The sequence below is a fragment of the Streptomyces tibetensis genome, assembly GCF_007655005.1.
In the GTDB taxonomy this organism is placed as follows: Bacteria; Actinomycetota; Actinomycetes; order Streptomycetales; family Streptomycetaceae; genus Streptomyces; species Streptomyces tibetensis.
Map to the genome: position 1 here is coordinate 45,747 of NZ_SZVW01000006.1, position 15,026 is coordinate 60,772.

Annotated in this window: 10 protein-coding genes; 3 read left to right on the forward strand and 7 right to left on the reverse strand. The window is 67.9% G+C overall.

Features of this window, described 5'->3' with window-relative positions; translation table 11 throughout:
• Positions 1-39 precede the first annotated feature (39 nt).
• A complete protein-coding gene (locus FDO69_RS11725; protein WP_104779717.1) occupies positions 40-432 on the forward strand; it encodes a VOC family protein in 393 nt (130 codons plus the stop codon).
• 49 nt (positions 433-481) lie between these two features.
• Positions 482-826: a hypothetical protein gene (locus FDO69_RS11730; protein ID WP_138430087.1), complete on the forward strand. Its 345-nt coding sequence runs from the start codon at positions 482-484 to the stop codon at positions 824-826.
• Here FDO69_RS11730 and FDO69_RS11735 read toward each other — a convergent pair.
• Complete coding sequence (locus tag FDO69_RS11735) at positions 823-1,053, reverse strand: DUF397 domain-containing protein (RefSeq protein WP_324826427.1); 231 nt, start codon at positions 1,051-1,053, stop codon at positions 823-825. The genes FDO69_RS11730 and FDO69_RS11735 overlap by 4 nt on opposite strands.
• Complete coding sequence (locus FDO69_RS11740) at positions 1,053-1,898, reverse strand: helix-turn-helix domain-containing protein (RefSeq protein ID WP_104779719.1); 846 nt, start codon at positions 1,896-1,898, stop codon at positions 1,053-1,055. The genes FDO69_RS11735 and FDO69_RS11740 overlap by 1 nt, the downstream gene beginning before the upstream one ends.
• Positions 1,899-2,114: 216 nt before the next feature.
• Here FDO69_RS11740 and FDO69_RS11745 point away from each other — a divergent pair, with 216 nt between their 5' ends.
• Positions 2,115-2,762 carry an ATP-binding protein gene (locus FDO69_RS11745; protein ID WP_104779720.1) on the forward strand — a complete coding sequence of 216 codons (648 nt, stop codon included), beginning with the start codon at positions 2,115-2,117 and terminating at the stop codon, positions 2,760-2,762.
• Between the two features lie 19 nt (positions 2,763-2,781).
• On the opposite strand, the gene drmB is transcribed toward FDO69_RS11745, so the two are convergent.
• The 5 genes from drmB to FDO69_RS11770 all read right to left on the reverse strand — a co-directional run bounded on the left by drmB (position 2,782) and on the right by FDO69_RS11770 (position 14,864).
• Entirely contained in the window at positions 2,782-4,644 is a 1,863-nt protein-coding gene (gene drmB, locus FDO69_RS11750) for a DUF1998 domain-containing protein (protein WP_104779721.1), read from the reverse strand.
• Positions 4,641-7,898, reverse strand: a complete 3,258-nt coding sequence (locus FDO69_RS11755; protein ID WP_104779722.1) for a helicase-related protein — start codon at positions 7,896-7,898, stop codon at positions 4,641-4,643. The genes drmB and FDO69_RS11755 overlap by 4 nt, the downstream gene beginning before the upstream one ends.
• A complete protein-coding gene (locus tag FDO69_RS11760) occupies positions 7,895-9,790 on the reverse strand; it encodes a UvrD-helicase domain-containing protein (protein WP_170320868.1) in 1,896 nt (631 codons plus the stop codon). Before FDO69_RS11760 ends, FDO69_RS11755 begins: the two co-directional genes overlap by 4 nt.
• Positions 9,787-14,550: a DEAD/DEAH box helicase gene (locus FDO69_RS11765; protein WP_104779724.1), complete on the reverse strand. Its 4,764-nt coding sequence runs from the start codon at positions 14,548-14,550 to the stop codon at positions 9,787-9,789. The genes FDO69_RS11760 and FDO69_RS11765 overlap by 4 nt, the downstream gene beginning before the upstream one ends.
• Before the next feature lie 107 nt (positions 14,551-14,657).
• Positions 14,658-14,864 carry a hypothetical protein gene (locus FDO69_RS11770; protein ID WP_030837923.1) on the reverse strand — a complete coding sequence of 69 codons (207 nt, stop codon included), beginning with the start codon at positions 14,862-14,864 and terminating at the stop codon, positions 14,658-14,660.
• Positions 14,865-15,026 lie beyond the last annotated feature (162 nt).

Genomic DNA, 15,026 nt, shown 5'->3' on the forward strand with positions numbered 1-15,026 from the left:
AAGCCCACCGGCGCGCCGGCCCACGCGAGGGAGACACCGTTGCACCCAAACCCCAAGCCCAGCCCCACCATCCGCCACATCACCTTCGACTGCACGGGTGAGCCCTACGAACTGGCCCACTTCGGGGCCGAGTTCATGGACCACCCCATCTCCGACATCGACAAGCCCGGGGATGACGAGGTCCTGGTGGAACTCCCGGACGGCGCGCCCGGCCTCCTCTTCGTCAGAGTCGAGGAGGCCAAGACGACGAAGAACCGCATCCACTTCGACTTGGGCCCCACCGGCCGCACCCGCGCCGAGGAGGTCGAACGTGCCGTGTCCCTGGGCGCCCACGTCCTCACCGACCGCACCCTCCCGAACGGCCGAGGCTGGGTCGTGATGGCGGACCCGGAGGGCAACGAGTTCTGTATCGAGCGGGGGGAACTGGGCTGACCGGCAGCGCGGCTGAGCTGGAATCTGGAATCGGGAAGGGCGAATGCCGATGGACGATGACGAACCAAGGGTGTACGAGATCCGGATCCAAGGCTGCCCGACCTCACAAGAGGCTCTCGCACTCCAGGCCCCGATCGAACGCCTCCTGTGCCCGGACCCCGACCACGCCCCGCCCTGCGAGATCCCCTGGAGCTTCACCCTCGCCGGCGGGGACGACGACGCCTCCACTGCCCTCGTCCTGGGCGTGTATACGTCCAGCGGCCGGGCCACACAGGTGGCGGACCGGGTGCGCACGCTCGTGGGAACGTCACGGACCGTCGGTGTGAGCGAGGGCGAGGACGGTGAGTGGGAGGAACTGGTCGAGCAGTATCGGGTGGAGAAGGGGATGGGCTAGATCTCGCCGATGCAGGGCCTCGTGCTGACGTACTTCATGGGCTGGATGAAGGAGCGCCACGCGTCGTCACTGACAGCGATCACATCCGCCTCCCCCCTCTTAGAGTCTCGAACAAGAGCGCCATGACTCGTGAGCGCGCACTCCACGCACTCGCCTCCGGCACCGTTGCTGTAGGACGACCGGAACCACACGAGACGGCTGCTGGCGTCGGACTCAGGCGATATCACTACGTGTAATCCTTCAAGATCGACTCGATCAACAGGGGCGAACGCTGAGGACTCAGGGCTGCCGCTCGCAGGCCGTCGAACGCCCTCGTGTACTCACGTACATGATGCTCGCCTTCCAGGTACACAGCATCCGTAATGCCGTCCCGGTACACGATGTCCGGATCCTCGGGGGCCGGAAAGCCCAGCATGGTGAACGAACCGGTGGTCGGACGGGTCCCTGAGTCGAAGGGGAGCACCTGCAACGTCACGGTCGGCAGTTCCGCCGTCTCCAGAACTCGTTCCAACTGTTCCCGCATCAAGGCACGATCACCGATGACGTGGCGCAGCGCGCCCTCGTTCACGATGAACCAGGCGTCCGGAGCTTCCGCCTGTCGCAGCATGGCTTGGCGTTCCATGCGCACACGTACCGCCTTCGCGATGTCCTCGACCGACATATGTGCCCCGGCCTTGTGAAGCTCGGACGCGTACACCTCGGTCTGCATGAGACCGGGCACCACCTCGCACTGGTACTGACGGAAGGTCGAAGCCTCCTGTTCCAGGCCGATGTAGATGTTGAACCACTCGGGCACGCCGGCGCCGTGGACCTGCCACCAACCGCGCACTTTCGCCTGCCGAGCCAGTGACTTGAGGAACTCGCGCAGTTCGTCGCTCGTGTCGTAGAAGCGGCACAGAGCGTCGATGTCCGAGGGCTGGACGCGTCCGCTGCCCGTCTCCATCCGGTTGACCTTGGAGCCGCTCCAATCCAGGGCCTCGCCGACCTGAGCGCAGGTCAGGGCGCTCTTCTCTCGAAGCTTCTTCAGTTCGATCGAGAGGCGCCGTCGGCGTGCCGTGGGTGATCCGGCCATCTCAACCCTCTTTCAAATAGCGAGCGTTCAGTCTCGCGCCAAGGGGTGTGCCTGCCAATCACTCGGAAGTGGGAATCCCTTGCTGCACATTGCAGAACGGGATGCGTTCCCCGCACTCTGGTCACCGACGCAACTCATCGTGAGCGTCCGTGACGTTGCGCTGTCGATGCGGTGTCAACCGCGATGAAAGGGGTCCGCGTGAGTCAGGAAGCCTGCATGCCACGCAAATCATGGGACATCGCCTTCACGGCCGAACCCGCGGAAGTGGCGGCCCTGCGCCGGATCATGCGGCTGCACCTGGGTGTCTGGGGGTTGCAGCACCTGGTCGACGAAGCCCAACTGTGCGTCAGCGAGCTGGTCTCCAACGTCATCACCCACGTGGGGCCCGGCACCCCCGCAACACTGGCCGTTTCCATGAAGAGCAAGCACCTGCGCATCGAGGTGCACGACCCCGACACGCGTGCCCTTCCCACTCTTCGCGACGCGGACACGGACGCCGAGGAGGGGCGCGGGATGGCTCTCGTGGACGCAGTCGCCGACCGCTGGGGCGTGCTGCTACGCCCAGATCGCAAGATCACATGGTGCGAGCTGGCGACACGGCTCGCCACGGCCGACGGGCACGTCCAAGCCAACAGCGTGATGCGCGCCGAGGCCTTGCTGCGTCACTACGCTGCCGCTGCACAGCCCCGGCACAAGGTGGGGGCGAACAGAGTGGCCTCGACCGTGGCGGAAGAGACGGTGATCGCGGCGATCACCGACTTCCTCCACTGGTTCCGAGCCCATGGCCGAGACGCGGACGACATGCTCGACCGAGCACAGATGCGCTTCGAAGCCGAGAACGGTGTCCTGGGCCGGCAGGGATGAAGCTTCACCGGCCGGACGGTCATTGCCGCAGGATGTCGGCGAAGTAGCCGAGCTCGGGATTCTCCGGGGTGCCGACCAGCAGCGCGCGGTCGAGCAGGGTGTTGTTGTGCTCGCAGCTGGTCTCCGGGAGCATCACGCACGCGTGGCAGGCGGCCATGTTCGAGCCGCCGGTGCCGGACGCCTCGGCCTCGATGCACAGGGGATCGGCGGAGCACCAGGAGGCCCGTCGGATCGCGGAGCGGATCGTGCTCGCCAGCCGATCGGGCTCGCCCTGGGCGACCAACCCGCCGAGGCTGCCCGCGGAGTCCGTGGTTGCGGTGTAGACGAGCAGCCCCGCCATTTCCTCATCGGCGTACAGGCGTTCGCGGAGGGCGGCTGCCGGATAGCCGGCATCCAGGCTCCACTCGTTGATCAGTACGTGAGCCAGGGTGTGCAACAACACCATGCGAGGGGTGGCCGGAGAAGGCTGGACCTGGGTGGGATCGGAGGCCCTGTGCTCCATCACGCGGCGGTGTGCGGCACGGATGCGCTTGGCCCGCTCGGCCACCTCGGTGACGCTCTCCCAGTCGGCGAGCCGGCCCTCGGCCAGCCGGAGGAAGACGCCCTCGCCTCGAACCTCCATGGCGGGCAGCCAACTCAGGGCGGTCGAGGAGAGCTCGGCTTCGTTGGCCTCGGAGACGGAGTCGGGATCGGCGACCCTGGTGAAGGCCTTGAGCGCGCGGACCTCGCGGAGCTTCTTGACCAGCATGGGGCCGGTGATTCCGATGCCGTCGAGAACGGTCGTGTCGCCGAGCGGAGTCTCGCAGATGAACTGTTCCTCGCGGGAGCGCTCACGCTCGTCGTTGCCGGCGCGCAGGCGCTCGTACTCCTTGTTGCGCAGGGCACGGTAGCGGTGATCGAAGGAGGGTGCCTCATCCCCCGTGAGGTCCTCCTCGCGTTCCGCGGCGAGGAGCGCCATCACCTCGTCGACGGGGACGGGGAGGTCGTCTCCGAAGACGAACTTGAGGCGATCCTCCACTTCTGCTCGGCTCTCGAGTTCGCGCAGTCGATCCCAGTACGGGGCCAACGGATCCGCGCGTCCGTCGCTCCACGGCGGGATGGAGAGCGCGGACTTCAGCACCGGCTGCCACACGGCTGAGGAACCACGCTGGAGGGTTCGCGGCGTGAGGCTGCAGCCCTCCGCCGGGACCGAGGTGCCGAGCCACGGTCGGGTGCCCCGGCAGCGCAGACCGAGATCCTTCAACGCGTGCTTGCGGAAGGAGCCTTCCATCGACACCTCGGGCACTCCACAGCTGCACGAGACGCGAATCGAACGGAGCGAGGCGCTGTGTCCGGAGGTGCGCAGCATGAGAGTGCCGCCGCATTGACCCGCGGTCGTCGTGGCGCGGCCGGCGGCTCGATGGACCCATTGCCAGTACGGGAACTCGTCGAGATGGCCCGCCTCACAGGCGATCACGAAGCGGGAGGGGACCAGATCGGCCTCACAGGTACCGCAGACGCTCCTGCCGGGCGGCGGGTTGAAGTCCCGATGGCGGCGCAGCTCATTGCAGTCGGGGCAGGAATGCATGAGCGGGAAGCGACGGACCCGGAGGCCGTCCTTGCTGCTCTCGTCGGACGCCGGTGGCAGCCGGAAGTGCTCCACCCCCAGGATGCGCGCGAGTCGACGTTCATAGATGCGTGGCGCCTCGTCGATGCGCCACTGCTCATCGGCCCCGTCCAGGCCCGACACGACGAAGGACTCGTGGTCGACCGCGATCAGTGAGCCGACGCCGTACGTGGTGATCGCTTGGGCGCGACGGATGGCACCGCGACGAGGCAGGTTGTGGGCAGGCGACGAACCGTCGGCGCCGGAACGACGCCTGCGGGCGGGGGGCGGTGTCATCGGGTGGCCTCCATGAACAGAGCGGACTCGGCATCGACGTCACGCAGGCTCCAGAGGGTGGGCCAGGCCTCGGCGTTCTCCGCCTCGTCGTCGTAGGGCTGCAGAAGCGAGGGGGTGTGCCTACCCTTCTTCGGTTCGAAGAGCAGGCCGCCATGGACGTCGGCCTCGTCGCACCACCAGTCGAGGAACTCGTCGAAGGCCCGGGAGACGGCTTCGGCTTCCGCAGGCGTCACGGCACGAACACGGTCCAGGAGGACGGGCTTGATCTCGTCGCGGATGCGGTGGGCGTACGAATCCACCTTGCCCGCAGCCTCGTTGGGGCGAGCCTCCGGGAGCAGGATCCGGGTCAGGGCGACGATGACGGCGTGCAGTCCCCGCTCGCGGGCGCGGGCCGAGAAGGGGGTGACGGAGGTGGACTCGACCTCGCGATACAGCGCGGAGTGGAAGTGCAGGAAGTTCTCGTAGTGGGAGCGGTCGCGCGACCTGGTCGCGTTGAGCATCACCGTGACCAGGCCGGGGTGGGCGCGGCCGACGCGGCTGGTGGCCTGGATGTACTCGGCGGTGGTCTGCGGCTGACCCATCACCGCCATCAGACCCAGCCGGTTCACGTCGACGCCGACAGCGATCATGTTGGTGGCCAGGAGGACGTCCACGACATCCCGGTCGGGGTACTCACGCTCGATGCCCTTGAGGCGGGCCGGGATCTCGCTCGCGTCGACGCGGCTGGTCAGCTCCGAATAGTTCTCGACGGTACGCACGGTGGATTCCTCACGCGCGGCCAGCAGCTCCAGATACGCCACCACGTCGTCGTGGACCTGGAGTTCTGCCGCTGACAGCAGCCGGAGGCTGTTGAAGTAGCCGACCAGGCTCCAGTAGGCGTCGCGCACCTGGTCCGAGGTCTGCGCCTGCTTCGCCCTGTGCAGCAAGGTCGCGTACGTGCGGATGAGGAGGGTCGACTGGCTGGTGCCGGGTGCCAGGAGACCGACGTAGCGTCGGCTCGCCTTGTCCTCGCGCGGCGTCTCCACGGCGAACCAGGAGTCCCGGGAGTCCAGGCCCGCGGGCGGGAACTGGCGGACCTCGCGGTCGAAGAGACTGCGGCCCTGATCGGCGGCGCGGCGGATCGTAGCCGTCGAGGCGATCACCTTGGGGCGTCCGGCGAGTTCGTCGACGGCTGTCTCGTAGAGGCCGGTGAGTGTGCCCAACGGTCCCGAGATGAGGTGCAGCTCGTCCTGGACGATCAGCTCGGGCGGCGGGGTCCGGTCGCTCGGGTCGTCCCGGTTGAAGAGGGCCGCGGTGGCCGGACGCCAAGGCATCGACGCGAACTTGTCGACAGTGGCGATGACCAGTGTGGGTCGGGCGTCGTACACCGCCTCGTCGATCAGGTGGACGGGCAGACCGTCCGCGAAGTCGCAGTCCACGCCGGGACAGCGGACGTGCATGCGCTTGGCGTCCTCGACGACCTCGTACGCGCGGGCGTCCAGGCGCGTGCCGCACCAGGGGCAGGCGTGCAGCTGGACGGGGTTCTTGGTCGCCAGTCGCTTGTCGAGGTCCTTGCGGAGCTGCGCCAGTTGGTCGCTCGCGTCCTTGAGCCTGTTGGGAGTGGCCGACTCGCCGACCCACATACCGAGGGAGAACGGTTCGCCGCCCAGCTCGGACACCTTGTCGCGACGCATCCGCTCCATGGCGCAGAGCAGGATCGTGGCGCGCTCGAACTGCTGAAGGGTCAGCAGGCGCAGGGTGTATCGCATGAGCACGGTGACTCCACCGCCGTTCGCCCCGAGCCGGATCCGGCGCAGGAAGGAGGTGAGCGCGATCAGGCCCAGGTACGCCTCTGTCTTGCCACCGCCGGTGGGGAACCACAGGAGGTCGGAGATCTCGCGGTCCCCATGCTCGGGATCGTCGATGCCGGCCATGCAGAGCAGGACGAAGGCGATCTGAAACGGCCGCCAACGGCCCTTCCCGGGCTCCGGGGAGCCCTGGCGGCCGTTCTGCACCCAGGCGCTGCGGGCCCGCTGGTCGGCCATGGCCTGGTTGGCGAGCCTGAACGCCGTCATGAGGTCGGGCTTGTCGCGCAGGAGGTCGATGCCCTCCCGGATCCGGCCCAGTGCCTCGCGGCACGCGTCGACCTGCTTCTGCGCGGCCTGCTCGTGCGGGCTGCCGATCAGGGCATCGGCCTCGGCCTGCTTGCGGTCGATCCATCGTGCGTAGCCCGTGGCCAGCTCTTCGAGGGCGGAGAGAACCTCTGCGTCCGGGTTCGAGGCGAGACCGAGCATGGACAGGGCGGAGCTGTCGATCTCCGGATTGGAGTCGGTGAGCAACACCTCGACGCTCGGCACGAACTCGCTGCGCACCTCGGGTACACCCGCCCGCCTCGAATCGGTCATGCCGATCGGTGGCGGTGACCAGTCCCATTCGGCGGCGCAGCCGTGCCCGACGGCGAAGGTCGGGGCATGGCGGTGCAGCAGACGGCTGGTGGCGATCTCCGGGTCGTGCGCGAGGTCGGGGGCGGGACGCTCGACGAAGGCGCTGGACCCGTCGGTCGCGCGGATCACGAGGCCGCACTGGAACAGGGAGAACGCGTCCTGCAGTTCACGCTCGCCGACCTTGTGTGTGTTGACCAGGGTCACGGTGACGGTCACCGTGCCCATGGCCCGGTCGGGACGCCGGACGTTGACGCGCAGTCGGACACCTTCGGCCAGATCGAACTTCAGGTCTGGGGCGGGTGTGGTGACATCCACCGTGGTGTCGGGCAGCGCGAGTTCCTCGCGTCGCCACTGTTCGTGCTGATCGGCGATGGTGCGTGCCTCGGCACGGCGGGCGGGAACAGGCCTGCCGTCCGCGTCCGTGGGCCGGTACGCGGCGGCTCGCGCACGGACCACGACGGAGCCGCTTATGGCCGGGTCGATCGCGAAGGTGAGCCCCATGGAGGAGGGGCGGCGGGAGCCGGCGGCACCGACCTCCTGCGCCGTCCCGGACTCCTCCAGGTTGTCGCGGGTCCGCAGGGGCGAGTCGTCCAGCCCTTCGTGTTCCGCCTCGTCTTCGAGCATCCGCTGCTTGGCTTCCGCATCCGCCGACCGCGGGTACAGCACACCGGTGAGATAGCGGTCGATCGGGGCGTCCTGGGCCAGGACTTCCTCTCGGTCCGTCGGAGCGTCGTCCGGGGCGGGCCCGAGAAGCTCGCGGCGGAGACCCACCAGCAGTTCCTCGTCCCGGACCCGGTAGTGCTCGGCGTGCCGGTGGTCCGTGTCGCTCATGCGCGCTGCTCCTTGTCGTCCGACCGTCGGTACCTTCCGATTCCGGTGATCCGGGGCGCGATCCACACACCCCGGTCGCCGAGGCCGGCGTTGGCACCGGCGGCGGTGCTGCCCGCCATCGTCTCCAGGGTGTCCACACGCAGCCCGTGAATCTCGTCGGGCCACCAGGGGTCCCACGTACGGTTGACCTTCTGCACCTGGAACAGATCGAGTCGGAACCGCTCCGAGACCTCACCGATCTCCCGCCCGTCGTGCAACAGAACGTACGGAGGGCTCTGCCACTCACCAGGCGGCAGGAAGTGAAGCCTGCGAAGCAGGACCTCGTCGCCCGGGGCGACGTGCTCCAGGAGGTAGGCCTGGGTCGCGCCGGCCTCGTGGCCGGGAGGGGTGTCCGCGCACACGTCTCCGGGCTCGGCGACGATCCCGTACCGGTCGTACGCCTTCCAACCCCCCAGGAACCTGCGGCCGTTCTTCCCGCCACCGGCGCGCCTGATGATCGGCAGCTTCGGCGGGTCCAGGTGGTACAGGTCCTGACGGGCGCGGGTCAGGGCCACGTACAGGGCACGTGCTTCGGCCGGAAGGTCCAGCTCTTCCTTGTATCGCCGGCGCAACTCCGCCACGGTCGGCGGAGTCAGGACGATCACCCGGTCGAACTCCAGGCCCTTGGCCCGGTGCACCGTCGAGATCACGACGCGCGCAGTGTCCGGATCGGCCAGTTCGTCCGGGAAGCGACCGTCGGCGACCAGGCGACGCAGCCGGTCCAGGTCGAGTACGCCTCGCCCCGGGCCGCGCGCCGCCCGGCGCAGCACGGGCCACATCGTTTCGGGGGACGGCTCGTACGGCAGGGTCATCTCCGCCAGCAACGACCGGAACCGCTCTTCGGAAAGCGTCGCGGACTCCGTGCGACGCAACAACTCGGCCACCCAGTACGGGGTCGGGCGGTCCTCCAGAGGCCGCCTCAGCCGATGCTCCACACCATGCTCGTGCAGCAGCTCCGAGACCACCAGGGCCTGGTGGTTGTCGCGGGTGAGGATCGCGCAGGTGTCGGGGAAGTCCCGCAGCCCTTCGAGGGTGAACGAGTCCGTCAGGGCTCCCATGCCGTTCCTCGGATCGAGGAGCAGTTCGCGCATCTCTTCGTAAAGAACCTCGGCCTCGTCCGCGTCCGTGAGGTTCTGCAGGCGCTCCCCGTGCGCCAGCGCCAACTCGGCCTCCCGCGTGGTCGCCCGGAAGTTCTCGGTCAGTCGGAGTTCGACGAGGTCGTCCGGGTACGAGGCTCGCAGCCAGTCGAAGAAGCGGCCGGTCTCGTCGGCCCGCTCGGTGGGGTTCGTGATCTGGAAGCCGTAGACGGACTGTGCGGCATCACCCACCACGGTGAAGCCGCAGCTGTCCTGATAGCGGTCGAGCAGGGTTTCCACGAGATCCCGGCGGTCGCCCATCAGGTCCTGGACCTCGTCGATGACCACGTGTGCCGGGGGCACGGAGTCCCCGGCTTCCATGGCCCCCTTCTCGACCGCGCGGGCAGCCGCCTCGATCCGTTCCAGGAAGGGGGTCGCGCTCCAGTCCTCGTCCGGGTACGCCTGCCGCAGCACCCCGAGCGCCCAGGCGTCGAAGGTCTGAGCCCGCACCCGGCGGGCTCGCTCGCCATGTCTGCTGATCCGCTCCCGCAGCTCCCGGGCGGCCGCCCGAGAGAAGGTCAGCACCAGAATCTCGGAGGCTTCCAGCGCCTCCTCTGAGTCCGAGTTCCCGCACAGCGCGTCCAGTCGGCGCACCAGGGTGTGGGTCTTACCGGCCCCCGCACCGGCGGTCACCAGGACGCGGGCGTCCCAAGGCTGTTCCACGACGGTCCGCTGCTCCTCGGTGAGCGGCGGACTGTCGAGGTAGGCGTCGGTCACGAACGGCTCCAGAGGTGCTCGAACTGGGTGAAGGCGAGCTGAGTGTCGAAGTTCTCGATGTTGTCGCTGACGTTGAGGATCAGGCAGCAGTCCTTGCCGCCGTTCCGAGGTCCGCGCAGGCCGCGACCGATCATCTGCTGGTACACGTTGGTGCTGTAGACCGGCCTGGCCACGACCACGGCGCGGGTGGCAGGAGCGTCGAAGCCCTGGGTGAGAACACCGTAGTTGGTGAGCACACGAATGCGACCGTTTCGGAAGTTCTCGATACGGGTGCGACGGTCCTGCGTGCTGGTGGTCGAGTCGACCGCGGCCGAGCGGATGCCGCGATCGTTGAGCATGGCCGCCAGATACTTGGCGTGGTCCACGGAGGTGGCGAAGAGCAGCGTCGGCCCTTCGTCCGCCAGGCCGGCGACCTCGTCGACGATCCGGCGGCTGCGCTCGTGGTCGTCAGCGAGCCGTTGCTCGGCGGAGCGGGAGAGCATCGACATGCGGTCCGCATGCGTTCTCTCGTCCCTGGTCAGCTCGATCCTGCCGCCCCTGAGGGTGCGATGCTCGACCTGAGCGAGCATCCCCCACTCCTGGAGGTCCCGGTAGGGGTCCCCGGACGGGAACACTCCCTCGTCGAGTCGGCGGTTGCCGAAGCGGTTGACCAAGCGACGGGTCTCCTCCTCGTTGGTGTTGCGGAACGGAGTCGCCGTCAGGCCGAGCAGATGGCGACCGGTCTCGTACTGGGTGAGTTGCAACTGCCCCAGGATCTCGGTGTACCGCTTGGAGATCGCGGTGTGCGCCTCGTCCACGATCACCAACGCGGACTGTCGCAGCCAGGCGTACTGGTCGGTGCTTAGGCAGCGCTCCAGCTTGGCGTCGGTGGCGACCACCAGGTGGGGGTGATCGACGACGTCCCCCACCTCGTTGCTGCTCCACAGCCGGCTGATGGTGAGCGGGCGCTCGGCGCCGACCTTGGACCACACGAACTTCCAGCTCTGCACCGCCTGTTCGCACAGCTCCTCGGTCTGCGCGATCCACAGGAGGGGGCCCTTGAGGTCTTCGACCCGTTTCACCCAGCGGATGACCGCCTCGGCGGTGACGCGGGTCTTGCCGGCGCCGGTGGGCAGGGAGAGCATGCCGCGCTGCGGAGCCAGCCGGTCGAGCATGGTGGAGATGTTCCGGACCAGGTCTTCCTGGTAGTCGTGGAGGCTCGGAAAGTCCTGAGGGCCCTCCACGGTCTCGAACGGAGGCGGCGACGGAGTCCTCGAACCGGCGAACGCGACAGGCAGCTTCAGTTCCGAGACGAACGCGATGGCCGCCGCCGACCCACCGTAGGAGACAGGCGCGTTGGGGAAGCGGGCCTGGATGTCCCGAGCATGCTGCTGGAGCACCCCGTCCCCGTGCGCGTTGAACGCCATCTGCGCGATGCGCCGCCCGGAGGGCTCCGTGCCGTCGGCCGCCTGCAACTCGGCCTCCATCAGCCCTTCGGGCAGACCGCTCCGGAGCGCGTCCGCACCGATCAGCAGCTCGATCTTGGACACGACGTCCTCGGCCTCGCGGACCGCCTTCTGCGCCGCCTTCAGTTCACTGTCCCGAGCCATGCGGTCCTGGTGCTCCAGCACCGCACGGCAACCGGCGGCACCCAGGCCGAGGCCGAGTTCGCGGTCGATCAACCGCAGCATCGGTTCCCGCTCCAAGGGCACCCGGACCTTGACGATGCCGTCCTGACGAACGGCGTCCAGAACTGAGGGCTTCGTGCCCTTGGGGCTGCGAACGACCTCCTCCAGCTCGGTGCACCGTTGCACCATGGCGTTCCGGTTCCCGCTGTTCAGACGCTGGCGCAGAGCGGGAAAGAGCTCGACCAGAGGAACGGGATCGCCCTCCGGCACTTCACGGGTCTCTCGGCTGATCACGTCGGCGTAGCGGAGCATGCCCCACTTCTCGACCATCAGTTCCGCATCGTCGACGGTCTGGACGAGCAGCGCAGGCAGTTGCTCCGCGCGAAGGGCCCGGTACTCGGCCGCACCGACAGCGAGGGTGATCTCGTCGTCGGGACGGGTGTCCCAGGTGTCGCCGACCCGGCAGCGGGTCAGGGAGTCCTCCGGGAAGTCGGCACCGAAGCGGGTCAGCATCACGTAGGTCGCGCCGACGAACGAGTCGTCCTCGCTGCGCGACACCTCGTCGAGGAGCGCGTCCCAGCGGTCGGCGGGAACCTCGTCGACGGTGGTCGGAAGGCGTAGCTTGCGGGCCTTCTCGGGGGTGATGTCGGCGACCGGCAGCACGTCGCGGTAGGCGGCGAGTTGTGGGCCGACGGCCTCCCTGAGGGGCTTGATCCCCTGGGAGGTGGAGACCGTGCCGTACTTTCGCACCATCCACCGGATCGGCGAGGCCACGGCCTGGCGTGTGCTGGTCTGCGCGCCGATCTGGCGCGTCCAGTTGTCCACCACGGCGTCGTCGGGCAGCACTTTCAGAAAGGCCGCGCGCGACTCCTCGGACAGGGCGCGGAAGAGATGGAGCGGGCCACCGATCGCGGCACCCTCGACCTTCATCCGGTTCAGTGCCGGGCGCGGGGCGCGGGTGTCCAGACTGCGCAAGTAGGCGGCATGAACGGCTTCGCGGTACTCCTCGAACCAGGCCTCGTCCGCCCTGGGCTGCACCCCGCCGGACGGTCGTTCCCGCAGCCCGATCTGTGAGAAGAAGGGAGTGTCGTCGGAGTGGAACGCCATGTCGACGGCGACGCTCGGATCACGCTTCGCGTCGACCACGACACCCGGCAGCATGCAGTCCTCGATGGGCCGGAACCGTCCGTCCGCGGTCCGCACGCGGAGCGTCGAGCGTGGCGTGGGCACCCGCTCCAAGAGCTTGTGGGCCACGCGATGTGCCCCGGCCTGACGGAACAGTTCCCAGAACCGCTGCCAGTCCGACTCGCTGTAGTGGTCGAAGCCCTGGTCAAGAACGCTGAAGAACCGGCCCTCGACATCGGCCTCCCGGATGCCCAGGACGTTGAGCGCGTGCATCAGCGACGGGTCCTGGGCGAGCCGGTCGACGACGTACACCAGCGACTCGCGCAGTCCGCCCTGGTCGGCCCGGCGGAACACCTTGCCGTGGACCGGGGCGACGAGGCCGTGCTCCTCCGTCAGTACGACACGGGCCCTGCGCGCCTCGTCGGCGTACGGGGAGCGGACCTCGATCATGTCCGCAAGGATGCGGATGGCCACGGCCGACGCCTCGGGGCTGCCGCTCTCGACCAGCGCCTCCAGCCATTCACGGACATCGGTCCGTCCGTGCCCGGCCGCCGCGAGAACGTGCTCGACCTTTCCCGAGCGCAGGGAGTCGGCCTCGACGCTCGGGTGCAGCCAGTCGGTGGGACGACCAGGGCATTCGTGCCACATGCGGAGCCAACCGGAGAGCCTCTTCAGGTCTCGGTCGAGGCGAGGATGGATCCGCAGCTCCGTCGGGACGCGCAGGACGCCGTCCTGGTCGGGCAGGGAGGGGCTCTCCACGGTGCGAGACCAGATCTCTCGGGTCAGGTACTCGTCGGCCCAACTGATCGCTTCCTTGACGCGTCCGGGAAGCAGGGGGAGGTAGGCGGCCGGATCCTCGGCGGGGGACAGGGCCGGCAGGGCGCTGACCACCAACTGCGCCGAGACCCTGATCATCTCCTGGTTGAACGGGGATGAATCGAGCAGGTTCTGACGGTCCTCATTGGTCTTCCAAGCGCCGTTGAGGATGCCGCTCAGGGACATCTCGTACTTGGTGGGGAAGAAGGACCAGAACTTGCCACGACCACGGGACCGAGGGCTGATGTGCAGACCGCTCTCCGCGTCCTTCTCCAGAGCGGGCACGCCCCAGGCGAGTTCGAGAGAGACGCGGTCGTGCAGTTCTCCGGCGTCGTCGCGGGCTGCGGGGCCGGGTTCGTGGGAGGTCGTGAACACCCGCCACCGCTCGGTGGCGACGGCCCTTCCGGTCCGTTCCTCGGCCACCGTGTGCAGGTCGCCGGACTGCTGGGCGCTGAGTATGCGTCGGGCCACGGGCCGGGGCCGGCGGTCCTCCAGCACGACCTTCGCGACATGCGGGGAGAAGAGCTGAAAGCCCAACGGGAACTCTTCACGGGGCTCGCCATGGTCCTTGGCGCGGCCTCCGTGCATGTCCCGGCCCAGCCGGTCATCGGCCTTCGGAAGCAAGGGGAGTCGAACGACAGTGGTCGCCCAGGTCAGCAACTCGTTCAGGACGGGGTCGGACGCGCGCTCGGCCTGAAGGTCGAGAGGACGGGCCATGCGCAGCACAGGGGCGTCGAACTCCGGGCCGTAGCGTGCCGCCACGCCGGGAACGGCCTTGATCTGCTCGTACGACCAGGCGCGGTCGAATCCGAAGCTTCCCGTACTGCTGAAGAATTCAGGAGCGTCCGTCACCACGAGCACCGATTTGACGCCGACACCGAACCGACCGATCTGGCCTCCGCGCTTCTTCGACATGCTCATTCGGAGGATCGTCTCGGCACCTTCTGCGGTGACCGGATTCCCCTCGTTCGCGCAGTACAGGTGATTTTCCGTGAGGACGACATGGATGCGACCGCCGGGCTGGTCGGCGATTTCGTCGGCGGCATTCTGGACGAGTTCGAAAAGCTGACGGTCGCCATATCCGCCCTTGGTGATGCGGCGCTCGCCGTTGGCATGTTCGGCCACAAGTCCGGGGTCCACGGCGTAGGTCTGCAGGACGCGGGAGGACTGTTCGAGAACTGTTTGGATCACGGGAGAGGTCGAAGACGGCATTGCTTCTGCGCTCCTGAGGTAGCGATGGCCGGGCTGGATCGTGAATGACGGGCCGGCTTCCGGATTCGACGAAGTGGCCGGCCCGTGATTCATACGGTGTGCTGTGGTCAGGCCTCTGGAGCGTCGATGTCCGGCAGGTCTCGAACCGCCTTGGCCAGGTAGGGGAAGCTGCGGGTGAAGTCGTCCTCGGACAGGTCGTGCGCCTGGAGAACCCTCGCCACCTCGACCTTGCTTCTTGCCGTCTTGATCGTCGCCTCGAACGAGGCTAATTCCCGGCTCGAAACCAGGAAGTCGCCACAATCCTGCTCGTCCATTGAGTGCTACACCCCTGATAGGTCGTGTCCTGATGGTCCTACAGGGGTGTATTTGGGTACACGTCCCCGTGGAACGAGTTGCATCTCGAGGGATAGCTTCTCCCCCCGAGAATGACGCTAGCGGTTGAACGTTTCCCCTCGCCAGCACTTTTGGAGAAACTG

Coding starts and splice junctions, on each gene's coding strand:
- FDO69_RS11730 (WP_138430087.1), top strand. CDS start 482: ATGGACGATGACGAACCAAGGGTGTACGAGATCCGGATCCAAGGCTGC.
- FDO69_RS11740 (WP_104779719.1), bottom strand. CDS start 1,898: ATGGCCGGATCACCCACGGCACGCCGACGGCGCCTCTCGATCGAACTG.
- FDO69_RS11745 (WP_104779720.1), top strand. CDS start 2,115: ATGCCACGCAAATCATGGGACATCGCCTTCACGGCCGAACCCGCGGAA.
- drmB (WP_104779721.1), bottom strand. CDS start 4,644: ATGACACCGCCCCCCGCCCGCAGGCGTCGTTCCGGCGCCGACGGTTCG.
- FDO69_RS11755 (WP_104779722.1), bottom strand. CDS start 7,898: ATGAGCGACACGGACCACCGGCACGCCGAGCACTACCGGGTCCGGGAC.
- FDO69_RS11765 (WP_104779724.1), bottom strand. CDS start 14,550: ATGCCGTCTTCGACCTCTCCCGTGATCCAAACAGTTCTCGAACAGTCC.
- FDO69_RS11770 (WP_030837923.1), bottom strand. CDS start 14,864: ATGGACGAGCAGGATTGTGGCGACTTCCTGGTTTCGAGCCGGGAATTA.